Raw genomic sequence first — 23304 nt, forward strand, 5'->3', positions numbered from 1 at the left:
CCCCTCCCCACAAGGAGGAGGAGAGTCCGGGAGAATGCCTGACGGCAATTGCGGTTAGCGAATGCCCTTGGCGGAAAGATCCACAACTTGGGCAGCCTTTTCCTTGGTGATAAGGTTCGGGCCGGATGGAACATTCCCCCCCGGGATAAGCCCGTATTTGGCGTAGTTGGCCAAAAATACGACGGGCAGATAACCCTGTAGGAACTGCTGCTGATCGATCGCAAAAGCTGCCTTCCCATCGGCCACGGCCTTCAGGAAATCAGCTGAAAGGTCGAATGTCGCCACCTTGATCTTGCCGGTCATTCCGACATCCTCGACGGCAGCCAGGGATGGCTCGCCGGCCGTGCCGGCACCGAGCGCCATGACAGTGTCGATGGCCGTATTGGAACTCAGCGCCGCCTTGACCTTCGCGCGGACATCTGCCGGATCGTTGCTGACGGGTAGTACCGTGACCTTGCCGCCGAAACCGTCGGCAAAGCCCTTGCAGCGCAGATCGAGCGAAACATTGCCGACCTCCTGGTTCACGCACAGGCCTTCCTTGCCGCCCAGCTCTTGCAGCTTCGCGCCGGCGGTCTTGCCGGCGGTATATTCGTCCTGGCCGACATGGAGAAGTGCACCCAGCTCCTTTGAAACGTCAGAACCGGAATTGATTGAGATAACCGGGATACCGGCGGCGACAGCCTTCTTGATGGATGGGCCGAGTGCCGAGGCGTCTGGAATGGAGACGATAAGCCCATCGGGCTTCTGATTGACGGCAGCATCGATGAGCTGCCCCATCGACACCATGTCGAAGGTTTCCGGAGCGCGATAATCGACGCTGGCACCCATGTCCTTCGCCGCTGCGTTGACGCCGTTCTTGACGACCGACCAGAACGGATCATTGGCTTGGCCGTGGGTGACGGCGACGATGCGAATGTCAGCCGCGTTGGCGATTGCCGAAGAGCACATGAGCACAGCAGCAACGGCCGCACTCGTGAGAAGCGATTTCAAACCGAATTTCATTTTACCCTCCCAAAACACAGTCCGCTCCATGCGAACTTGCGAATGCTACCGGTTGCAACCCCTATTGCACCCGGTAGCAAGCTCGACAAAACTACTTTATTGTCGACGAAAATCAAGCATCCATTCCATTTTTATTTTTTTGTGGAATATTCATTCCATTCAAGAGGAGGCAGTCATGCGCAAACGGGCGACGGCGAAAGAGGTGGCGGAAGCCGCCGGCGTGTCGAAATGGACCGTCATCCGTGCGTTCACGCCAGGTGCGTCCATTGCGGACGCAAGCCGGCAAAAGGTGCTTCGGGCGGCGGAGACCCTGAACTATTCGCCCAACCTGCTTGCCCGAAGCCTCGCGACGAACACCACCCATCAGGTCGCCGTCTTCGTCGACGACTTCGCCAATCCGCATAAGCTTCCGGTTCTGGAGACGCTGACCGAGCGCCTGCAGGCGGAGGGTCTGCTGACAGTATTGATCAACATCAACCGCCATTTCGATCACGTTCACGCCTTGATCAATGCTGACCAACGACAATTCGATGCCGTGATCCTGTTCGGTACGGCCTTTCGCGAGGAAACGCTGGGTGATCGACGGCTAGGCCGAGGTTTCCCCCCGATGTTCGTTCTTGCGAGAGACAGCCAAATCCCCGGCGTTCCCGCGATTGCCTGCGATGCAGAAATCGCTCTCAGCGAGATCGTCGATTACCTGTTCGACAAGGGGTACCGCCGTCCTGGATTTATGGCGGGAGCTAGGACTCTATCGACGGCGCTCGGCAGGCGTCATCACTATGCAAATTTCTGGCGACGAAAAGGTGTCGAAGGCGTCACAGAATTGGCCGCGGAAAGATACAGCGCCCTGGCCGGCGCCGAATCGGCACGCACTTATCTGAACGCAACTTCGCCCGGATCGCGCATCGATGTACTGATGTGTGAAAATGATATTTTGGCGCTGGGAGCGATGGACGTTGCCCGCAGAGAGTTCGGTCTTGGGGTTCCGCAAGACTTGGCAGTCGTCGGCTTCGACAATATCGAACTCGGCGGGGCTCCTGCCTACGAACTAACCAGCTACGAACAGCCCACCGACGAGATGATCAACGCCATGGTCGCAATGATAACGGGCAAGCGCGATGCCGAAATGGTTGTCATGCGGGGACGGCTTGTGCCGAGGTCATCGGCATGACGTGTCTCAAGGATCTTCCCAGGAGCACCTCGCGTCGCACTTCTGACCACGATCGAATGGTGGTCATCCAGCTCTTGATGGGAATTGAACCGCAAACCCTGTGCTATGGTGGCCCGTGGGAGGGTCACCGATGAATCTCATGCTGACAAGATTCGTCTTGGGCTATCGTGAGCCTGACGCTCCCATCATTTTTAACGACGACAGTTTCGCTAAATCCAAGCCGCTGTGCCGTCGCATAGAGATGCAAAACCATCCCCTCCTCCAGACGTCACTCCCGATGTGGGGCGGAGCGTGCTCTGCCCCACGGCGCCCGCCTCCTCCAGGGATATCAGGTGAGTTTATTAGCGAGCGATGACGCTGGCGAGGAAGTCGTCACCCTAAGCTGCGACTTTGCGCTTCAAGCGCATTGAGTCTTTGCCTGGCGCCCGTCTGATGAGGAAATCCGCGTACATCCTGGCCTCCCTGTTGCGATGCGGCTACAGCGCTTCGAGTGCCAGGGCGATGCCCTGCCCGCCCCCGATGCAGAGCGTGGCGATGCCTTTCGACAGCCCATCGCGTTTCATCGAATGGAGAAACCGCGTGGTGAGGATGTCCCCCGTCGCGCCGATCGCGTGGCGATGCGCAACGGCGCCGCCTTCGACGTTGACGATATCCTCTGGCAGGCCAAGCTCGCGCATGACAGCGATCGGCACGGCAGCGAAGGCCTCATTGATCTCGATGCGCTCAATGTCGCCGAGCGTCCAGCCGGCCTTTTTCAGCGCCTTGCGAACGGCTGGAACGGGGCCAAGCCCGAACAGGCCAGACTCGACGGCGGCAACGCCATATCCTGCAAGCCGAGCCATGGGCTCGATACCTTTTGCATTGGCAAAGCCGCGCTCGGCGACGATCATCGCGGCGCCAGCGCTGTTCAGCCCCGGTGCATTGCCGGCGGTAATCGTGCCGCCCGGACGGAAGGCTGTCTTGAGCCGGGAGAGCGACTCGACGGTCGTATCCGGACGCGGCGCCTCATCCATTGCGAAACTCTCAGGCCCTTTACGGCCTTTGATCTCCACCGCAACGATTTCGTCCGTGAATCGGCCGGCATCTCGCGCGGCGGCAAAACGCTGCTGGGAACGCACGGCAAACGCGTCCTGCTCCTCACGAGAGAGCTGGAACTTGGTGACGAGGTCTTCCGTGTGCCGGTCGGAATGCTGGCCGAGGATCTGTGCCGGTCCCATGCGGTAGCCCCATCGTCCGCCATCCATCAGATAGGGCGCGCGGTCCATATTCTCCATACCGCCGGCAATGGCAGCATCGCTACCGCTGGCGGTTATTTCCAGCGCGGCGGTCAGGATCGCCTGCGCGCCCGAGCCGCAAACCCGATTGACGGTCAGCGCCGGGACGGAGACCGGAAGGTCCCCGCCGATTGCGGCCTGCCTTGCCGGATTCATCCGGTTGCCGGCTTGGATGACGTTGCCCAGCACGACCGTGCCGCCGTGAACGTACGAACATAATTTATCGTTGCCTTATGGTCACTCAATCGCTATTGTCGTACGATCGTAATCCTAACTTCAGGAGCTCATGATGACAGCAACTCCGCGGGTTGCGCTCGTAACAGGCGCCACCTCAGGCATCGGCAAGGCCACAGCGATCGCCTTGGCCGCTGCAGGTTTCCAGGTAATCGGAACCGGCCGCAACACCGCGCAACTCGCCGCGCCCGCCGGGATGACGTACCTCGACCTCGACGTGACCAGCGACGAATCGGTCGCCTCAGCGGTCAGGCAGGTGATCGAACGGTTCGGGCACATCGACGTCCTGGTCAACAACGCCGGCGTTGGCACAACCGGCGCGGCCGAGGAGTTCTCGATCACCCAGACGCAGGACGTCTTCGACATCAACGTCTACGGCGTCATGCGGACAACCAAGGCGGTCCTGCCGCACATGCGCGCCCAAGGCCGCGGACGCATCATCAATGTCTCCTCCCTCAGTGGGTTCGTCCCCAGCCCGTTCATGGCCCTCTACGTTTCGACCAAGCACGCGGTAGAGGGCTACTCCCAGTCGCTGGACCACGAGGTTCGCGATCACGGCGTGCGGGTCCTGCTCGTCGAGCCCGGCCCGATCAACACGCCGTTCGCAGGTCACAGCGTGGTGGCCGACACCCCAATGCCGCTCTACGCGGCGGGACGGCGCAACTACGACGATCTGCTGGAGAAGAACCTCAGCAGCGGCGACGACCCCGCAGTCGTCGCCACGGTGATCGTCGCGGCGGCCACCGACCGGAACCCGAAACTACGGCGCACCGCCGGCAGGACCGCCCGGATCATCAACGCGGTATACCACGTCGCCCCGGCCCGGATATTCGACCGCGTCATCCGCAGATTCAACCGGATGCCGAGCTGATCGCTGCCGAGATCCTCTAACCAGTCATTCGCAGGTTTCGCGGCAACCGGTTGTACATCACCAACGGCGGGGTCTCCGACCCCACGACTCGAAACTGCAGACCGCGAGGATGAACGTCCCGGCTCTCCTTGCCAACGCTGCACACTGACCTGGCCACAGCGGTATCCGGAGCGCAAACCGGCTAAAAGGAGGAAGGCATGGTGCGTTACACGAAAGAACACAAGCAGGAGACGCGGCAGCGGATCATTGCGACGGCCGGTCGACGGCTCAAGCGGGACGGTATCGACGGCTCCGGAGTCGCGACGCTCATGAAGGACGCGGACCTGACCAACGGCGCCTTCTACGCCCATTTCGAATCCAAGGACAGCCTCGTCGCGGAGGCGGTCACCGACCAACTGCAGACACTGCGCGCGAACATCGTCGAGCTGGCGGAGCCCGGCCCGGCCGGCCTCGAACAGCTCATGCGCTGGTACCTGTCGGCCCACCACCGGGACAACCCCGGCGACGGCTGCCCCAACGCCGCCCTGCTCGACGAAATCGGGCGCAGCGCGGACGCAATCAGGCAGGCGTACACCGACGGCGTGCTGGTCGTCATCGACGGCCTCGCCGCCCGATTGGCGCCCGAAGATCCGCCCTCGGCCCGCGTGAAGGCGCTCAGTCTCCTCGGCCTGATGGCCGGGACGCTACAACTCTGCCGCGCCCTGACCGACCGCCAGCTCTCCGACGACCTCCTCGCGCAGGGGCTCCGCAACGCCCTGGCGCTGGTGGACGCCGAACTCCGACCATGACCCTCGTTTCGGCGACAAGCCCGGCACACCCGGCGCGTCGTCCTCCATCAGACAGGAAAAAACGATGACCGAGCAGCCCTTAAACCGACAGCCGGCGGCATTTTCCTTCCTCAATGCCTGGGGCCACCGGCTAAATTTAACATTGGAGAAAACGCCGTGAAGGCATTCGTCGTCGATAAGTACAAGAAGAAAGGCGCTCTGCGCGTGGTCGCCATGGCGGAGCCGGAGTTGCAGGCCAACGACGTCCTCGTCCGGATTCAAGCTGCCGCAGTGAACCCGCTTGATTCCAAACTCCGCGACGGAGAGTTCAAACTTATCCTGCCCTATCGGCCGCCTTTCGTGCTCGGACACGACGTCGCCGGGACGGTTGTCAGGGTGGGAGCCGCCGTCAGGCGTCTAAAGGTGGGTGACGAAATCTACGCCCGTCCGCGGGATCATCGCATCGGAACATTCGCCGAATTCATCGCCATCGATGAAGCGGACGTTGCGCTGAAGCCCAAGAACCTCAGCATGGCCGAAGCGGCGTCCATCCCACTGGTCGGGCTGGCCGCATGGCAGGCGCTGGTCGAGGTAGCCAAGGTGAAGCCCGGCCAGAAGGTCTTCATCCAGGCCGGCTCCAGCGGTGTCGGGACTTTTGCCATCCAGCTCGCCAAGCACCTCGGGGCAACCGTTGCGACGACGACGAGCACTAAGAATGTGGATCTGGTCATAAGTCTCGGGGCGGATGTGGTGATCGACTACAAGACGCAGGATTTCGAGAAGGTCCTGTCGGGCTACGACCTCGTGCTGAACAGCCAGGATGCGAAGGCCCTCGACAAATCGTTCGGCGTGCTCAAGCCCGGCGGCCAGCTGATTTCCATCTCCGGTCCGCCCGATCCGGCTTTTGCCAAGGAACGCGGTCTGAACCTTTTCCTGAAACTGGTTTTGCACTTGTTGAGCCGAGGGGTCCGGAAAAAAGCCAAGAGCCTCGGCATGCACTACTCGTTCCTGTTCATGCGAGCGCAGGGTCAACAGTTAGGCGAGATCGCCACCCTGATCGAATCGGGCGCGATCCGCCCGGTGGTCGACAAGGTTTTCCCGTTCGAGAAGACCGGCGATGCCTTAGCTTACGTCGAGACAGGGCGCGCGAAGGGCAAAGTCGTCATAGCGGTCGCAGACTAGAATCCGTACCGGCCTCACCGGATTGGTGATGTCCCCTTTGCGGCATCACAGCTTCCAAAGGCCTTGCAGGAATAGATGAGGCGATCGGTGAAACTGACGCGGTTTGCAGATACTATCAGGCGGCTCGCCTGGCCATCCTTCCGAACACCAGGCGGGAGCATCCCGCCGAGCGCTATCGGACGGCGGGCTGACACCCCTGGGGGCCACCGGCAACAACAATCAGAGCGCCGCAATCGGTTCGCCTCAAAGCCTGGTCGCGTCTGGCCCGAGATCTCGATCTCAACAAGCTCCCTCGCACGACGAAAGTTATCGGGCTGGCCGACGTGACCGACGTTGCGCGACGGCTCCTTGAGGGACAGGTTCAGGGTCGCACGGTCGTCGACGTCAATGCCTAACCCTCGTGTAGTCGCGTGGTCAGCTGGCATGCGCACGAAAATCACAAGGCTTCATTGCCCACACTCTGCTGGAGATTTTTTGAATGCGTTTTCTGAAACAATCTGCCGTTTTCGCGCTCACTGTGGCTGCGGCACTCATGTCGTCGACAGCGTGGTTGAAACGCCCGCCGTTTGATCTCGACGCCGTTCCACGATAGAGGCGCGAATGACATGAGGGACGGTCAAAAAGGACTATCCGAGAAAGGGCAATGCAATGAGCGACCAGAACGACGACGATTACATCTATGACGAAGCAACCGGCGAGTGGAGGCCCGCTTCCGAAATCGCTGCGGATAAGGCCAAAGCCGCGCAAGTCCACGACGCATCCGGCAATCTTCTTGTCGACGGCGATTCCGTCGTGCTGATCAAGGACCTGAAGGTCAAGGGCGCGGGCCAGACCCTGAAGCAGGGCACCGTCATCCGGTCGATCCGGCTCACCGACAACCCGGAAGAGATCGACTGCCGCCACGACGCGATCAAGGGGCTGGTCCTGCGCACGGAGTTTGTGCGCAAGCGCTGATCGGCGATCTGCCTGGCGTTTCGGCAGGCGATAGCGATCGAGCCAAGTCGGACCGTGGGTGTTGCGCAGCCGGCGCAGGGTGCCACGGTCGTCATAGGGCGCTTCGCCCATTCACACCCGGCTCAGGATGCTTTTCCAGCGCCGCCATGTCTGGCGGCATAGTCCTGGAAGGCATTCACCTCTGCCGCCTTCTTGGCGGCCTGCTTATCGTCCGCCAACGGTCACGCGCCAACTCGCCGCGACTGTTCCACTCACTCAACATATAGGAGCGCTGGTGAAGCACTTCGCCTTATCCGCCCCTGTCTCGGTTGTCAGCGTTCAGAAAGAGGCCGGGCAGATGCGAGGCGCAGGCCATGACATGGGTGATCGCTTCCCTGTCATATTCGTCGTTTGAGCGGTAGACATCGAAATAGGTGTTCAGCCGGTCGACCCGCTCCGGCCACTGATTGACTGCCTGCAATCCCAGCGATACGCCATAATTGGCGAAGGCAATACGGACATGCGGTGCGTAGCTGGCACGCCCGTAATAACCGGGCGGGTCAATCCACAATCGATCGAGCGCCGCCAGGCTCCGTTCCGTCTGGACGCGTGCCCAATCCTCTGTCGGGAAGAAATGGCAGAGCCACAGCATCATGCCAAGACCGAGATCCTGGTCGATGTCGAGCGTGCGGTATTGCCGCTCGATCAGCGTTCGCATTTCGTCGATTTCGTCGGTCAGCGCCCTAGGGTCGAGGCAACGGTAGGAGACATATCCGTCAAAGGCATCCATGGCGCCGAGACCGTAGCCGGGATACGGCGCCCCCAGATCCTCCTCCACTTTCCAGATCACGCCGCGCCCGGGCAGGACGAAAGCCGGGTGGATCGCCTTGGCGACCGCGATGCCCTTCGCTCGGTACTCCGGCTTCACATCGCCCAGTTTGGCCAGCGCAAACAGCCACATGGCAAGATAATGAAAATACTGGCCATCTCGGTCTGACGCCTCGCCGATGCGATAGCCACGTGGCCGCCCCAGCACGCGATCGACCTCGCCGACCATTTCCTCCGCCGCATCCAGCCAGCGCTCTTCACCAGTCTGTCGGTAAAGCGACAGATAGAGCACGACACCGAACGCGTGGTCCAGAGATAGCGCAAGCCATTGGGCCAGATGCGCTCGCTGCGCATCCAGTCGAGCTTGGTCAGGACATAATCCATGTCGCGAAGCATCGTCTATTCACCGAAGGGATAGGTTTCTGGCATGCCGCGATGGTGCTCCGGCCCGAGCGGCGTCACTGCCTGGGTCTCATCGAACCAGGCGTAGGCATCGAATTGCTCGGGAAGAATCGCTTGGCTGTAGTGGCTCCACAGCTCTGTGTCTGGCCGGTAAACAACGCCGATGAAACGCTCGAGCCTCGGCTCCGAGAGGCGGCGCCTGAGCGGCTCGTGCTTGCCAGGCGACAAGTCGAGGAGGAAGCGGCGCTTGCCCGCATCATGGCACATCCTCTCATAGCTGTCGGCTCGGGAGGGGTTTACGCGCATGACCTCCATATCTCCATCCCAGTCAATGGCGGCCGCCACCGTACCGCTATGGGTGCCAAAACCGATGAGAGCCGTCTCGTCTCCGAAAGCCTCTCGGCAGAGCTGGCCGATGTTGAGCTCCTTACGCGTTGCGCCCATATCGGTAAAGCGCGCGTCACCGATATGACTGTTGTGGGCCCAGACGATCGCCTTGGCATCCGGTCCCTTCGCGTCCAGCAGATGCTGCAGCGTTTCGAACATATGAGTGTCACGCAGGTTCCAGCTTTCCGCTCCGCCATAGTACATGATGCGATAGTAGCGTTCCGCAGATGCGATCAGCCGGGCATTCTGGGTGGCATCGAGGAAGGCATCGCCGTCGTTGTCGGAATAGTCCAACCGCCTGCGGAAGAGGTCCTGGCATTGGTCGATCACCGCCTGCTCGCATTCCGCATAACCGCGGCTGAGGGCCGCCCGGCCATAAGTTGCGGGGTTCTTCTGCCAGGGCGTCAGGCAGCCGTAGCGCTCGCGCGCGACCGCTGCCGCCCGCGGGTCGACCCGATCCAGATAGTCAAGCACGGCGCCGATCGAATCGGTCATGTTGTAGATGTCGAGCCCGTAGAAGCCAGCCCGATCCTCCATGGCGTCGAGACCCGCATTGTGCTCCCGCATCCACTCCGTCAGTGCCCGAACTTCCGTGTTGCGCCACATCCAGGTCGGGAATCGTTGAAACGGAGACTCTTTACGGTCGGACACGCATCGATGTCGGACGTATCGATCAACTTTCGCCGCGTCCGGCCAATCCGCCTCGACAGCGATGATCCTGTAGCCGTGATTGGCGATCAAATGACGTGTGATCGCGGCTCGGGCCTGGTAAAATTCGACCGTCCCATGGCTCGCTTCCCCAAGCAAGACCACGCGTCGATCAACAAAGCGGTTGAACAGACGGCCGAAGGCGGGGTCGTCGAAACCGGGCAGGTCTTCGGCCGCTTCGGCGATCATCTCCGGCAGGCTCTGCTTTCGTGAGGCGCCGGGCTTGTGATTGCTCGCGGTGCGGCGTCCATCCTCGGACCATCCCTGCTCCCCGATCAGCGGCACGAACATCACAGCCCCAAGATTCGTTTCCTCGTAGCTGGTCTCGGTGCGCCGGAGGACCTTGCAGAGTGTCTGGCTGAACTCTTCACCGACAGGAATCACGAGCCGCCCGCCGATTGCGAGTTGTTCCTTCAGCGCCTCCGGCACGGCAGGACCACCCGCAGCCACCAAAATGGCGTCGAACGGCGCTTGTTCAGGAAGTCCGCGGGTGCCGTCGCCGGCAAGAACCTCCACATTGCCATAGGCGAGATCAGCCATCCGCCGCTTTGCCGACGTAGCCAAGGCCTCGTGGCGCTCGATCGCATAGACATGCTCCGCGATCTGGCCGATCACCGCGGCCGCGTAGCCGGAACCGGCTCCGACCTCGAGCACGCGATCGCCCGGGCGCACCTCCGCCGCCTCGATCATCGCGGCGACGATATAGGGCTGCGAAATGGTCTGCCCCTCCTCTATCGGGAGCGGCGCATCCTCATAGGCGAATTCTGCCATGCCTTCGGCAACGAAACGCTCTCTCGGCACGGTGCGCATCGCCTTCAGGACATGCTCATCCCGTATCCCCCGCCGTCTTATGTAGACCTCGACCATGTGATCGCGCATGCGCTGGTAGTCGACCATCCTGGCCTCCTTCCTTTTGCTCATCTTATGATCAGCCAGTTCAGCAGGCGGTGGCGACATCCAGTCAGGACCAGTGACGTTGCTGCTCCGAGACTACCGTTCGTTCAGCAGAACCTTCTCAGCTCGGGCAGCCTTTTCCCGTGCTGCCTTCCGTTCCTTACGGCTCCGCTGCCTCGCTCGCCAATTCTAGCTTCTGCATGATATCCACGTCCTCGACGCAAGCCGTGGCTCTGGAAAAATTCCCGATCGGCTTGCGCGGCTAAAGCCAAACATCATCGCCAACACTGTTACGATGTGGCGTCCTTAAAGCTCCATTTGTAGGTTGGATCGTCCTCCAGGAGCACGATCTGACGTTTCCCCACCAATTGCTCCGTCCGCTGCATGATGGCGTCGGTAACGGCCGACGGAGCTTCCTCATCATGCCATACGTCATCGTCTGCATATCGTTGATCTTCCTCGATCGCATCGATGACCATGGACGGTGTGAAGGCGGATCCGCTCCTGTTGAATTTTTCAAGAACGGCTTTGACGGCATCGACAACGAAATTCCGTTGTTGATCATCCAGCATGTTCATCTCCTATCACAGGACCAGTTTGAGCTCTTGCCGACTAAGGCCGGGAAAAGCTCAGCAACGATCGACATAGCGGTTCCCTGCGCGGTCTCGGTAGTAGCAGCGGCCGGGTTGTCCCGCGACATTCCCGATGAGGGCACCGGTTACGCCACCCACAGCCGCACCAACTGCGGCGCCGCGAACATTGCCTGTCGCTACGCCGCCGACGACGGCACCGGTGGCAGCACCGATTCCGGCCCCTCGTTCCGTCGGCGTACAAGCCGCCAATGACAACCCAACAATCCCTACGAGGAGAAATTTTTTCATTTGAACCTCCATTCCGGTTTGATCCTGATAGACGGCTATTTCCTCAGTAATTCATCGCTATGCGACGGACCGGGTGTCGGCTTTGTCGGGACCGTCACGTTAAGTCCACCGAACCAAGCCTGGCGCCTTAAGTTCCGAAGAAGCCAAAAATCAACTCCGACGGCCGGCAACTTGCGGCGCGTATTTGGGGTCCTTATGCTCATCTTGGTTGGGATTTGGTGTTTCGTCCGAGCAGATCGAACTCCGGTTCGTTGATCGGAGATACGGGCTTTACCGGTGGAGGCACCGGAGGCTTCGGATCAGGGGTGGGTTCGGGTGTTGTTGAGAGACTGAAACTCCTCTGCTTGGGGTTGAGAAAGAAAATCGTTAGGAGAGCGATTCACGGCCGATCCGCCCCCAACGGTCCAATCCGACGCAAATAGAAAAGCCGGCGCGAAGCGCCGGCCGATGTAATGGACCGCACTGAAATTACATGCCCTTTTCCTTGAGCACCTGTTCGGCATTCTCCGCAGTCACCTTCATGGTCGGCAGGACGACATTCTTTTCGACCTTTTCGCCATTGAGGTACTTGATCGCCTGGATCAACCCGTCGGCACCGGGGGTGGCGTAGAGGAAAGTGGCGGTCAGTTCGCCGTTCTTCACCCAGGTCACGCCCTCGCCCGGCAGCGCATCAATGCCGATGAACTTGATTTCCTTCTCGCGGCCGGCATCCTTGGCAGCGAGGTAGGCGCCATAGGCCATCGGGTCGTTATGACCGTAGACGAGGTCGATCTTCTCGTTGTTGCGCAGTACCGTCGCCATGATGTTATAGGCCTGGTCCTGCTTCCAGTCGCCCGATTGCTGATCGAGCAGGTTCTTGATTCCCGGCTCCTTGTCGGTGAATTCATGGAAGCCGTCATGCCGGTCATGTGCGGGCTGTGTGCCCATGCCGCCCCAGATTTCCACGATATTGCCGGTGGCCTTGCCCTTGCCGCCAAGCAGCTCCACGGCATATTCGCCGGCAGCGCGGCCGATCAACTTGTTGTCGCCACCGACGAACTGGACATACTTGTCCGTCTCGACGTTGCGATCGAGTACGAAGACCGGGATTTTCGCGTCGATCGCCTGCATCACGACGCCGGTCAGGCCTGCGGATTCCTTCGGCGAGACCAGGATGGCATCGACTTCCTGCCGAATCAGGTTCTCGACGTCCGCCACCTGCTTCTCGGTTTTGTCCTCGCCGTCGGTGATGATCAGCTCGACCTCGGGATGCTTGGCAGCCTCGGCGATGATGTCCTTGTTGAACTGCGCCCGCCAGGGCTCGATCGTAGTCGCCTGGGAGAACCCGATACGCCATTTCTTGTCCTGCGCCATCGCGTCGCCGGAAGCAACGAGCGATGTGGTGGTGAAAAGTGCGGCTGTAACAACCGCGAGTGTGAGCATGTCACGACGTTTCATTTCCGTTTCCTCCAGTGTTGAGAGACATGGTCTCCTTGGGCGGACGCTCCTCCCGGGATGCCTCCGATCTTGCAGATCCCGGCATGGTCAACCGGAAGCGCGCAAGAATGTCGCGTGCATTGCGCTCCTGGACGAGCACTGTGCCGATGATGATAAGCCCCTTCAGCACCAGCTGAAGGTTCGAATTGATGTTGTGCAGCTGCAGAATGTTGGACAGCAGACCGAAGATCAGCACCCCGCAGAAGGTGCCCGCGAGGCTGCCGCGCCCGCCCATGAGGCTGGTGCCACCAATGACGACGGCGGCGATGGCGTCGAGCTCCAGCCCGGCGCCGGCATCGGGCTTGCCCTGCCGATACTGCGCCACGTAGAGGATCGCCGCTATGCCCGCGAGCAGCCCGGACATCGCATAGGTGACGATCTTCACCTTGCCGCTGTCAATTCCCGATAGCCGGGCCGCCTCCTCGTTGCCGCCGATCGCATAGACGAAGCGCCCGAACGGCGTAAATTTCAATACGACGCCATAGATGACGATCGCCGTGATGAAGAATATGCCGGGCATCGGGATGACGCCGAAGACGAGCGAGCGCAGGATGTCGAAATCCGCCGTAGCGTTGGAGCCGGTATAGACCGGCAGCACGGCATTGTTCTGCCCAGCCGTCAGCCGCGCCACGCCGAGCGCGGTCACCATCATCGCAAGCGTGACGATGAAGGGTTGGAGCCGCCCCACGACGATGACGACGCCGTTGATCGTTCCAAACAGCAGGCCCACCGCGGGCACGACAAGCAGCACGCCAAGCACGCCGAACTTGCTCTCGCTCTGCGGCAGCAGGAAGAAGAGGAGGGCTGCGCCGATGACGAGCCCGACAAAGACCGGGACATAGACAGCCCGCACCCTATCGAGCGTAAGATCGCGTCCGTGGGCTATGGCGGTGCGGCTCTTTTCGATATTGAGGAAGACGAAACGCATGACCGCCGCGCCGATCACCAACGCTGCGAGCAGTACCGACGGGACGCCGACGAAGAACGCAGGCGTGTCTCCCGGCACGGTCAGAAGCATGGCGCAGACAACACTGCAGACCGCCATCAGCGAACCGACCGAAAGGTCGATGCCGCCGGTGATGATCACAGCCGTCATGCCGGTTGCGATCAGGCCGGTCGTGGAAACCTGCCGCAGCACATCAAGCAGATTGCCACCGGACAGAAAGATGTTCTTGCCCGAGGAGGTCACCGGCGACCAGATCACACCGATCAGGAAGATGGCGATCAGTCCCCAATAGAGCTTCGTGCGGGAGACGAGTTTCATCACTGTCATGCCGTTACCTTTTCTTGCCGTCTCAGCGCGCGCGGTGCCGCGAGCTGCATTATTCGCTCCTCATTCGCCATGGCGCGATCGAGGACGCCGGTCTGCCGCCCCTCCGACATGACGAGGATCCGATCGGCGAGATGCAGCAGTTCCGGCATCTCCGAACTCACGACTACGATGGCCATGCCCTCGCCAGCCAGCCGAAAGATCAGTTCGTAGATCTCGCTCTTGGCGCCGACATCAATGCCACGGGTCGGCTCGTCTAGCAGCAGGATGCGCGGATTGGCGGCGAGGCATTTGCCGATCACCACTTTCTGCTGGTTGCCGCCCGAGAGCGTCCCGGCGACCTGCTTCGTACCGGAGGCGCGGATGCCGAGCGTGCGCACGGCATCCGCCGCCAGCACTTCCTCGCCCGCGAAGTCACGAACCCCGAAACGCGCCAACCGCCCGACCAGCGGCAGCGCCACGTTGTCCAATACCGTGTCGTTGAGATGCAGGCCCTGCCCTTTGCGGTCCTCGGTGACGTAGCCGATGCCAAGGCGACGCGCTTCGACCGGCGAGGTCACGCTTACCGGCTTCCCGTCTATGAGGATCTGCCCATCGACCTGGCCCTCCCTGACACCCGTAATGGCCTGTAATATTTCCGTCCGTCCGGCGCCCAGCAATCCGCCGATGCCGAGTATTTCACCGGCCGCGACGTCAAAAGTGACGCCTTTCAGCACCTGCTTCCAGCCTCGACGGTCCGAGATCGACAGCCCGAGGCCCCGGACCGAAAGCACGGGCGCACGGACAGCGCTCGCGTCTCGCACATTGTCCGGGCGATTAAGATTGCGTCCCACCATGGCTGAGATGATCCCGTCTTCGTCGATCTCGCTCATCGCCCTGGTCCAGACGTGACGCCCGTCACGGAACACCGTGGTCCGATCACTCAACTGCATCACTTCGTCGAGGCGGTGCGATATGTAGATGATGCCGACACCCGACGCAGCGAGCTGCCGCATGATGGCGAAAAGCCGCTCGCACTCCCCGGGCGACAGTGCGGAGGTCGGCTCGTCCATGATCAGAATGCGGGCATTGAGAGAAAGCGCCTTGGCGATCTCGACGAGCTGCTGTTCGCCGATGCGCAGCGAACTGATCCGCGCCTCCGGATCGAGTTCGATGCCAAGATGGGCAAGCAGCCTGCGCGCTTCACGAACACAGCTTTTGCGGTCGACAAACAGCCCGGCAATCAACGGTTCACGGCCCAGGAACATGTTCTCGGCGACCGTCAGTTCGGGAACGAGATTGAGCTCCTGGTGGATGATCGCGACGCCCGCGGCTTCGGCTTCGCGCACGCTCGCAAAACGCATCTGTCTGCCATCGATCTCGATCGCACCTTCATAGTCGGTGTAGACGCCGGAAAGAATCTTCATCAGCGTGGACTTGCCGGCGCCGTTCTCACCCATCAGGGAATGTATCTCGCCGGACAGGAGATCGAAACTAACGCTATCCAAGGCCGCGATTCCGCCAAATCTCTTGGAAATGCCCTTGGCAGCCAGCAATGGCGCACCGGGCAAGTGGGGCGTGCCTACGCCCTTGGGAAAATCGCGCAAGTCTTCGTACATGACAATGACGGCCTCCCCACCATCTTTGTCCCGGCTACGAGCATGAGCTAATCTAAACGTTTCGATATTGTCAAGACGCCAAGATCTTATTTGTTGCCGTAGAGGCCGCGATGCCGTAATATTGACCGAATATTTGCACTCTAAACGTTTTGAAAAATGGCCCCAATTTCGTCGAAACGCAAGAAGACGGCACCGACCATGCTCGACGTCGCGGCAACGGCTGGCGTCTCGGTTGCCACAGTTTCCGCCTTCGTCAATGGTACGGTTCCCGTCAGCACCGAGCTGCGCGGCAGAATCGAACAGGCGATCCGATCAATCGGCTACAAGCGCAATGCCATCGCTCGCAGCCTGAAGATGGGCACGACCAAAACGATTGGGCTCGTCATCGCCGATATCACCAACCCTTTCTTCACCGATGTAACCTCAGTAATTCAGGATGTGCTGCACCGGTCGGGCTATGCCGTCATGCTCTGCTGCACCGACGAGGATCCCGCCGTGCAGGACGAACAGATTTCGCTTCTACTCGACCGCATGGTGGACGGACTGATCATCGCTCCCGCCGGCGACGATCACGCTCTCAAACGCATGCTCTCCCGCGCCGACATCCCGACCGTACTGATTGACCGGATCTGTGGCGGCATAAACGCAGATGCGGTCGTGCTCGACAATCAGCGTGCGGTGCAGGACGCCATCAATTACTTGATCAGCCTCGGCCATAGGCGGATCGGGTATATTTCTGGCTCGCTCGACACCTCGACCGGTATCGGCCGCTTGGCCGGCTACAAGGCAGCCCTCGAAAGCGCGGGGATTCCCATCAGCGATGATCTGATCCGCTTCGGCAATTTCCGCGAGCGCGACGCCTACAACGCCGCCATACAGCTCCTCGTACAGGCGGATCGGCCGAGTGCGCTGTTTTCGGCCAACAACCTCATGGTAATTGGCGTGATGAAGGCCATCCGAGACACGGGCCTCCGCTGCCCTGATGACATTTCGGTCTCAAGCTTTGACGACTTTCCCTGGGCCGATGTCTTCCAGCCGAACCTCACCACCGTCGCCCAGCCAGTCCAAGCCATCGGCGAACAGGCCGCCCGGCTCATCCTGGAACGGATTGCGCATCGGGGTGACCAACCTCCGCAACGGATCGTGCTCTCCGGACGCTTGATGATCCGCGATTCCTGCCGGCCGGTTGCTGACCCTCTTGGATCCTGAGAGCGATTAGAACGGTGCGCTCCCATCCAAGGTTCCCCGCGCGCCAAAGAGTAACCTGCGGAATGAACTGAACGGCACGTGGCCTTAGCAGGCTGCTGCAAACCCTCTGGGCGAGCTGATCTGGTAGAAGCTTTATGGCACACATCGCGCGGTGCGATTTCGCACAGGAGGTCAGGCCATATTCCTGAGCATCTGGAAAAACGGCTCAGATCTCCGATGGGAGATTCTCCGGATTCCACGCGACTTCCCATAGGTGCCCGTCCGGATCCGTGAAATATCCCGCGTAGCCGCCATAGAAAGTCTCTTCAGCTGGCTTGACGATCTCCGCTCCAGCTTGACGCGCCTGTTGCATGACCTCATCCACGTCACCGCGCCGCGACACGTTGTGACCGATTGAAAATGAGGTGCTGCTGGTCGGCGCTTTTGCCAGACCGCAATCATAGGCCAAGTCCTCCTGAGCCCAAATTGCCAGCTTGAGCCCGCCAGAGAGATCGAAAAATGCCACGGCGCCATGTTCGAATTCGCTGCCTACGATGCCTCTTGTGGGCAGCTTCAGACCCTCACGATAAAAGGCAAGTGATCGCTCAAGATCAGCAACGCCGAGCGTCAATACGGTGATTCTGGGCTTCATGGACCTTCCTCCAGTTCATTGTAGGCACGCCCTGGCTCGATGGTGTCCCGAGAGGCACGGTATCGTATCGTTCGCAGCCCATCGATAACCGACGCCAAGCGTTCGATCGCGATGGCGGGTTCTTGATATCGCTTTCCCTTTGACAGAGCGCCGTCACACTGAACTCGAGCCGGCAGACGGGACCTCAATGTCGATAAGCAGACCTCCATCCAACCAGGTTTTCTCAAGACGTCCTTTAAGCTGCTTTTCAACCATTGCGCCGACGATGACCGTGCCAAAACCTCGCTTGGCCAATCTAGGTGGGGTGGGGGCGCCAACCTCCCGCCATTGGATATTGAAGCCGAGGCCTGACGGTGCAGGCTTCCAGCTGATTGAAAGCCTGCCTTGCGCAGCGGCAAGGGCACCGTGATGGGCTGCGTTGACGGCAAGCTCATGGAGCACGAGCGCGAGTGGCTGGACGACCGGTGCAGGCATTCTGATGTCAGGCCCACTGAAAAAAGCGCGGTTGGCCGCGAACGGCGTCACCTGTTGGCGAACGAGGTCCTCCACGGAAATGCTCGTCCATCTTCGCTCAGCAAGCAGAGCGTGGGCACGGGCGAGCGCCTGCACCCGGTGTTGAATTGCCGCGGCGTAAAGGGCCGGGTCATCGGCATTGCTGAGGCGGACGATGCTGTCGACGATTGCCAGGACATTCTTCGACCGGTGGTCGACTTCCATCAGCAGGCGGTGCTCGGAGGCCTCCAGTGCCTCGATCCGCCGATATTCCGTCATATCGATTTGAGATCCAAAGAAATACAGTATCCTTCCGTCATCCCCATGGATGGGACTTAGATGCAAGCGGTTCCAGAACTGCTCCCCGTTCTTCTTATAATTAAGGATCTCTACGCTGACCTCACGCTCGCCGACGATAGCGGCACGAATTTCGGCGACGGCAATTGGAGACGTCGCGGGGCCCTGCAGGAAACGACAGTTGCGGCCTAACACTTCATGGGCCTCATAACCTGTCAGTGCGAGGAATGCCTTGTTTGCAAGCACGATCGGCTGATCGGATTTACGCGCGTCGGTGACGACCATCGGCATCCTGGTGCGTTCAAATGCGATCGCTGCCAGCTCTTTCCGATCGGCGGAGGCTGCTTTTGAAGATGCGGAAGGCAAATCCCCATGCAGTTTTTCTCTCGAATGGCCTGTCATGCTTCCACGCTCACTAAGACGTCGGCTGATAACGCGGCTCGCGTATCTTTGTTTCCGAGAAGGTCGCTCGTTTGAGTGCGCGATTCACTCACCCTACACCTGCCGAGCGAAGCGCCACAGCGGTCTTGGCCAACACGATGGCCTCCGCTATAGAAGCGGGATGTGGTCGATCGGCCTTGCAGCTCCGGAGGATCAGGCGCACCATATGATCATGAAACTCTTTTCCAATTCCAGCCGGTCACGGGAGCGCTTTCTCGAAGCCATCCTGCAAAGCGCGATCGAGTATGCAATCATCTCCACGGACCTGGATGGGCTGATAACCACATGGAACGAGGGCGCGCGACGGATCCTCGGATGGGATGAGCCCGAGATTATCGGCCAGCCCGCGGCCATGATCTTCACCGAGGAAGACAGGCAGGCCGGGACTCTCCAGCGGGAAATGGCTGCCGCATTAACGGAAGGTCATGGCAATGATGAGCGCTGGCACGTTCGCAAGGACGGCTCGTTGTTCTGGGCATCCGGGCAGATGATGGCGTTGACGTCGGACAACGGGGAAGTCGAGGGCTTCGTAAAGATTCTAAGAGATCGCACCGAGCAGCGAGAGAATAAGGAGCGACAGCGCGTCCTGATGCACGAGCTCTCTCACCGCATGAAGAATACGCTGGCGGTCGTTCAGGCTATCACCAGCCAATCCTTCCGAAACGCCAGCTCTATGGAGGATGCGGAGCAGTCGATCGCGGCACGCATCAATGCTTATTCGAAGGCACACGACATTTTGCTTCAGCAAAACTGGCTGGGCACGACCATGGCGACGATCGTCGAGGCGACCGCGATCAATCTTGGGCTCGAGGCGTCACGACGTTTCAATGCAAGCGGTCCCGCGGTTGAACTGGGGCCTCAGGCGGCTCTTTCGTTTTCCCTCGTGCTGCACGAACTTGTCACCAATGCCAACAAGTACGGCGCGCTGTCGGTCGATACCGGGACGATTGAAATCGAGTGGTCCGTGCACGGCGAGGCGGGCGAAAAGCGCCTGGACTTCAGGTGGCAAGAAGCCGGGGGCCCGGCGGTGGTGGCGCCGAACAACAAGGGGTTCGGCACGCGCCTCGTCAACTCCAGCCTGGCGGCCTTCGGAGAGGTCGCTCTTGATTACCCGCCGACAGGGTTCATCCTGAAGCTCGATGCGTCGCTCCAGAAGCTGCAATACAAGACCTATTCCGACGCCGAGCAATAAGTGGAATGCTGAGCCGGCATTGGGGAAAACACACTGCGCCAGGCTGCAGGCGTCTCAGTCTCTCCGATCGAAGGGGATAAACCGCCTGTCCTCATAGACTCGCAGATAATTCGAGTGAACAGGCTCGGCGAGCCGACGCGATTTCATGTACGCCAGTGCTGAACATATTGGCCCGCCGGCGGCTGGTTCCACGTCTACCACTACGCGCAGGTTGCCGGGTATGCCTATTGATTCCAGCCGATCCAACCTTGCTATCGTATCCTCGCCAGGCTCGTAAAGTTCACCGACGACGCGGTAGCCAATGCCCGGTTCATTGAACATCATCGGAGCGAACCAAGGGCCGGCAATCAGCATCGGATAACATTCCCGCGTCCGGAAAATTCCAAGAAACCTGGCGCCGAAAAGACCTTGCTCATGAAGAGGAAAGCCTTTTTTTAAAGTTCCAAAAACGAATAGGTTCCGTGTCATTCGGGCCAACCCCATGCGTGATCGGCTAATCCCCCACAAGATTGGAGCGATCGTGATCGCCTGCGTTTCCATCAGGTCGAGGAGGATCACGCTCAGTCACGCTTCATCACGGGTGGCGCCGTCGCCAGGTTGTCTGCTGCGTCTGTTTCGGGCAATCCTTCTACCCTTTCATTGTCCGGCTGGGCGCGGCGCGTCGCCGATCTCTCCGAAGGACGGCCGGCTCGCCCTTTAACGCGCTTGCCGACAACTGCACCGGGGTCTTCACCTCCGCCTTCGGACCGGATCGGCTCGAGCTCCATCTCCGGTGGGCGCAGCTTATTCCGGTCTTCGATAGGGTCGTTTGATTTCTTCTGCATGATCGATCGGGCCTTTCTTCAATGCCGGCGGTGATCCCAGGACGTCCGCGGCTTTCCCTACGGCTTGAGGACGACCTTTATGCAGCCGTCCTTCTTGTCGCGGAAAGTCTTGTAGAGATCAGGACCTTCTGCGAGGGTCGCACGATGCGTGATAATGAACGACGGATCGATTTCGCCCTTTTGGATGCGTTTCATGAGTAGTGGCAGATAGTGCTGCACTGGCGTCTGCGCCATTCGGAACGTCAGGCCGCGATTGATCGCCGAACCCATCGGGATCTTGTCGAGGAACCCGCCGTAGACGCCGACGATCGACACCGTGCCGAAGTTGCGGCAGCAATGGATTGCCTGGCGAAGAACGTGGGGGCGATCGGTTCCCATGAACGTAGCGACCTTGATGCGGTCAAGCCTTGAGTCCCAGCTCGCCGACGCATCGGCTTCGGTGCCAACCGCGTCGATGCACGCGTCGGCGCCGCGCCCGTTGGTCAGCTCCATGAGCTTGTCGTAGATGTCTTCGTCCATGAAATCGAGAGTGGTTGCTCCCGACGCTTGGGCAAGAGCAAGCCGTTCCGGCACGGTATCGATTGCGATAACGCGTTCGGCGCCGAGGATGAAGGCCGACTTGATCGCCATCTGTCCGACGGGGCCGCAGCCCCAGATCGCGATCGTATCCCCCGGCTGGATATTACAGAAGTCAGCGGCCATGTAGCCCGTCGGAAAGATATCGGAGAGAAAGAGCACCTGCTCATCCGTCAGTCCATCCGGCACCTTTATCGGTCCGACGTCCGCATAAGGCACGCGCAGGTACTCCGCCTGACCTCCACTGTAGCCGCCAAGAAGATGCGTGTAGCCGAACAGGCCCGCGGGTGAATTCCCCCACATCTTTTTGACCTTCAACGGATCGGGGTTGCTGCGTTCACATCCGGAATAGAAGCCGCGCTGGCAGAAGAAGCATTCGCCGCAGGAGATCGTGAAAGGCACCACGACACGGTCACCGACCTTGAGCTTTTTATTGTCATTGCCGACTTCGACGACCTCGCCCATGGTCTCGTGGCCCATGATGTCGCCGCTATGCATGTCCGGCATCACACCGTTGAACAGATGGAGATCCGACCCGCAGATCGCGCAGGCTGTTACCTTGATGATAGCGTCGCGCCCTTCCTCGATTTGAGGGTCCGGAACACTCTCGCATCGAATATCGTGTTTACCATGCCAGGTCAGTGCTTTCATGTTGCCGTCCGCCTTTCGATCCCGAGCGCAAAGCGGACGCGCCGCCTTCCCACTCTTTCGGTTTTGAAACGTCCGCGAGACGGCTTTTTCGTCCCCGGTCTTGAAACTCAAGACAGCCAAACCGTGATCCGAGGGAGTTGTTCCAGAAAGCGAGGTGGATCCGTTTGCCCGGAACAAATCCGCCTTGGGTTTGTTTAGCGGCCGAATCGACAATGGCGGGCATGAAATGAACTTCAATCTTGATCCGTATTGCGGCAGCGCTCCGGCACCTCAGCTGCTGATGTCGGATTGGAACTTCGATCCTTACCTACTGTCTGCGATAGGCGTTGCGGCTGCGTTGACTTGGCTCCCGGCGCGTCGGGAGAAGCGCGTCGGGCAGTGGCTTGTCGCCATCGCTCTTTTCACCGTCGCCTTCGTTTCCCCGCTTTGTGCGCTCAGTTCAGCATTGTTCTCGGCAAGGGCAGTTCATCATATCGTATTGATCTCGCTCGTTGCGCCGCTTGCGTGGCGCTTTCTCTTCAGCCACGCGATGCTCCTGGATCGAGTGCCGTCGATTTTCATATTCGCATTTCACACAACGATGCTCTGGCTATGGCATCTGCCCCTGCCCTATGCCTGGGCTCTCTCGGGAAGCACTTCCTACTGGATCATGGAGGTCCCACTTTTTGTGTCGGCGGCCTGGCTGTGGAAGGAGATCCTCGATGCTCGACGGCCTTCAGGCGGCGCACTTGTGGTCTGCGCCGCAACCCTTCTGCAGATGACAGCGCTCGGTGCGTACCTGACCTTTGCATCTCACCCTCTGTTCAGCCCGCATTTGCTGACGTCGCCAGCCTATGGCCTGTCGCCCCTCGAAGATCAGCAACTGGCAGGCCTACTGATGTGGATTCCCGCATCACTGCCCTTTGCTGCGGCCTTCCTGCTCAGGATTGCTCGAGCCATCAACCGGTCTGCCGGTGAGCTTTTAGCCGGACGAAACGCAGTCGTGGCGAGATTGCCGCGTTAGGCATCGGCGCATTGTGCGTGAGCACTGCGCGACAGCAGTCCAGCGATAATTGCGCCGCGCGGCAGGGAACAGTTTGGCGCTTTTGAAGTTCTGATGCCACCAACCAGGAG

21 protein-coding genes and 1 pseudogene are annotated in these 23304 nt (G+C 60.2%); 8 read left to right on the forward strand and 14 right to left on the reverse strand.

What is annotated here, in order from left to right:
- Positions 1-54: 54 nt before the first annotated feature.
- Complete coding sequence (locus HFO99_RS13210) at positions 55-1002, reverse strand: sugar ABC transporter substrate-binding protein (protein WP_222334473.1); 948 nt, start codon at positions 1000-1002, stop codon at positions 55-57.
- Positions 1003-1177: 175 nt separating this feature from the next.
- On the opposite strand from HFO99_RS13210, the gene HFO99_RS13215 reads away from it, so the two are divergent.
- Complete coding sequence (locus HFO99_RS13215) at positions 1178-2173, forward strand: LacI family DNA-binding transcriptional regulator (RefSeq protein WP_222334474.1); 996 nt, start codon at positions 1178-1180, stop codon at positions 2171-2173.
- A gap of 476 nt (positions 2174-2649) precedes the next feature.
- On the opposite strand, the pseudogene HFO99_RS13220 reads toward HFO99_RS13215, so the two are convergent.
- Positions 2650-3645 (reverse strand): annotated as a pseudogene (locus tag HFO99_RS13220) (thiolase family protein); the annotation flags it as partial.
- A gap of 88 nt (positions 3646-3733) precedes the next feature.
- Here HFO99_RS13220 and HFO99_RS13225 point away from each other — a divergent pair.
- The 4 genes from HFO99_RS13225 (at position 3734) to HFO99_RS13240 (ending at position 7455) form a co-directional block, all read left to right on the forward strand.
- On the forward strand, positions 3734-4552 hold the full coding sequence (locus HFO99_RS13225) for an oxidoreductase (protein ID WP_222361643.1): 819 nt from the start codon (positions 3734-3736) through the stop codon (positions 4550-4552).
- A 197-nt stretch (positions 4553-4749) separates the two neighbouring features.
- Positions 4750-5340 carry a TetR/AcrR family transcriptional regulator gene (locus HFO99_RS13230; protein WP_222361645.1) on the forward strand — a complete coding sequence of 197 codons (591 nt, stop codon included), beginning with the start codon at positions 4750-4752 and terminating at the stop codon, positions 5338-5340.
- 156 nt (positions 5341-5496) lie between these two features.
- On the forward strand, positions 5497-6501 hold the full coding sequence (locus tag HFO99_RS13235; protein WP_222334478.1) for an NADP-dependent oxidoreductase: 1005 nt from the start codon (positions 5497-5499) through the stop codon (positions 6499-6501).
- Positions 6502-7149: 648 nt separating this feature from the next.
- Complete coding sequence (locus tag HFO99_RS13240; protein WP_222334479.1) at positions 7150-7455, forward strand: alkylphosphonate utilization protein; 306 nt, start codon at positions 7150-7152, stop codon at positions 7453-7455.
- 289 nt (positions 7456-7744) lie between these two features.
- Here the strand turns inward: HFO99_RS13240 and HFO99_RS13245 are convergent, their stop codons facing one another.
- From HFO99_RS13245 to HFO99_RS13275, 7 genes are all read right to left on the reverse strand, one after another.
- Complete coding sequence (locus HFO99_RS13245) at positions 7745-8554, reverse strand: hypothetical protein (protein WP_261323122.1); 810 nt, start codon at positions 8552-8554, stop codon at positions 7745-7747.
- Between the two features lie 107 nt (positions 8555-8661).
- On the reverse strand, positions 8662-10656 hold the full coding sequence (locus HFO99_RS13250; protein WP_222361647.1) for a protein-L-isoaspartate(D-aspartate) O-methyltransferase: 1995 nt from the start codon (positions 10654-10656) through the stop codon (positions 8662-8664).
- A 287-nt stretch (positions 10657-10943) separates the two neighbouring features.
- The gene (locus tag HFO99_RS13255; protein ID WP_222361649.1) at positions 10944-11225 is read right to left on the reverse strand and encodes a hypothetical protein; all 282 of its coding nucleotides are present in this window, start codon (positions 11223-11225) and stop codon (positions 10944-10946) included.
- Positions 11226-11282: 57 nt separating this feature from the next.
- Positions 11283-11534, reverse strand: coding sequence for a YMGG-like glycine zipper-containing protein (locus HFO99_RS13260; RefSeq protein WP_222361651.1), 252 nt, complete (start codon positions 11532-11534; stop codon positions 11283-11285).
- Positions 11535-12002: 468 nt separating this feature from the next.
- Positions 12003-12971, reverse strand: a complete 969-nt coding sequence (locus HFO99_RS13265; protein WP_222361653.1) for a substrate-binding domain-containing protein — start codon at positions 12969-12971, stop codon at positions 12003-12005.
- Complete coding sequence (locus tag HFO99_RS13270; protein ID WP_222361655.1) at positions 12958-14283, reverse strand: ABC transporter permease; 1326 nt, start codon at positions 14281-14283, stop codon at positions 12958-12960. Before HFO99_RS13270 ends, HFO99_RS13265 begins: the two co-directional genes overlap by 14 nt.
- Positions 14280-15878 carry a sugar ABC transporter ATP-binding protein gene (locus HFO99_RS13275; protein WP_222361657.1) on the reverse strand — a complete coding sequence of 533 codons (1599 nt, stop codon included), beginning with the start codon at positions 15876-15878 and terminating at the stop codon, positions 14280-14282. Before HFO99_RS13275 ends, HFO99_RS13270 begins: the two co-directional genes overlap by 4 nt.
- Positions 15879-16076: 198 nt before the next feature.
- Here HFO99_RS13275 and HFO99_RS13280 point away from each other — a divergent pair, with 198 nt between their 5' ends.
- Positions 16077-17087, forward strand: a complete 1011-nt coding sequence (locus HFO99_RS13280) for a LacI family DNA-binding transcriptional regulator (RefSeq protein WP_222300469.1) — start codon at positions 16077-16079, stop codon at positions 17085-17087.
- A 205-nt stretch (positions 17088-17292) separates the two neighbouring features.
- Here HFO99_RS13280 and HFO99_RS13285 read toward each other — a convergent pair whose 3' ends face one another.
- Positions 17293-17718: a VOC family protein gene (locus HFO99_RS13285; RefSeq protein WP_222361659.1), complete on the reverse strand. Its 426-nt coding sequence runs from the start codon at positions 17716-17718 to the stop codon at positions 17293-17295.
- 153 nt (positions 17719-17871) lie between these two features.
- The gene (locus HFO99_RS13290) at positions 17872-18909 is read right to left on the reverse strand and encodes a PAS domain-containing protein (protein ID WP_222361661.1); all 1038 of its coding nucleotides are present in this window, start codon (positions 18907-18909) and stop codon (positions 17872-17874) included.
- A 205-nt stretch (positions 18910-19114) separates the two neighbouring features.
- Between HFO99_RS13290 and HFO99_RS13295 the strand changes: the two genes are divergently transcribed.
- Positions 19115-20140: a sensor histidine kinase gene (locus tag HFO99_RS13295; protein WP_222361663.1), complete on the forward strand. Its 1026-nt coding sequence runs from the start codon at positions 19115-19117 to the stop codon at positions 20138-20140.
- A 54-nt stretch (positions 20141-20194) separates the two neighbouring features.
- Here HFO99_RS13295 and HFO99_RS13300 read toward each other — a convergent pair whose 3' ends face one another.
- The 3 genes from HFO99_RS13300 to HFO99_RS13310 are packed head-to-tail and all read right to left on the reverse strand — an operon-like array spanning position 20195 to position 22191.
- Positions 20195-20698, reverse strand: a complete 504-nt coding sequence (locus tag HFO99_RS13300; RefSeq protein WP_315860479.1) for a gamma-glutamylcyclotransferase family protein — start codon at positions 20696-20698, stop codon at positions 20195-20197.
- Positions 20699-20700: 2 nt separating this feature from the next.
- Positions 20701-20964, reverse strand: a complete 264-nt coding sequence (locus HFO99_RS13305; protein ID WP_222361665.1) for a hypothetical protein — start codon at positions 20962-20964, stop codon at positions 20701-20703.
- A gap of 57 nt (positions 20965-21021) precedes the next feature.
- The gene (locus tag HFO99_RS13310; RefSeq protein ID WP_222361725.1) at positions 21022-22191 is read right to left on the reverse strand and encodes a zinc-dependent alcohol dehydrogenase; all 1170 of its coding nucleotides are present in this window, start codon (positions 22189-22191) and stop codon (positions 21022-21024) included.
- Positions 22192-22417: 226 nt separating this feature from the next.
- Between HFO99_RS13310 and HFO99_RS13315 the strand changes: the two genes are divergently transcribed.
- Positions 22418-23194, forward strand: a complete 777-nt coding sequence (locus HFO99_RS13315; protein WP_222247881.1) for a cytochrome c oxidase assembly protein — start codon at positions 22418-22420, stop codon at positions 23192-23194.
- Positions 23195-23304: the final 110 nt, after the last annotated feature.

The sequence above is a fragment of the Rhizobium leguminosarum genome, assembly GCF_019798305.1.
Lineage (GTDB): Bacteria > Pseudomonadota > Alphaproteobacteria > Rhizobiales > Rhizobiaceae > Rhizobium > Rhizobium leguminosarum_U.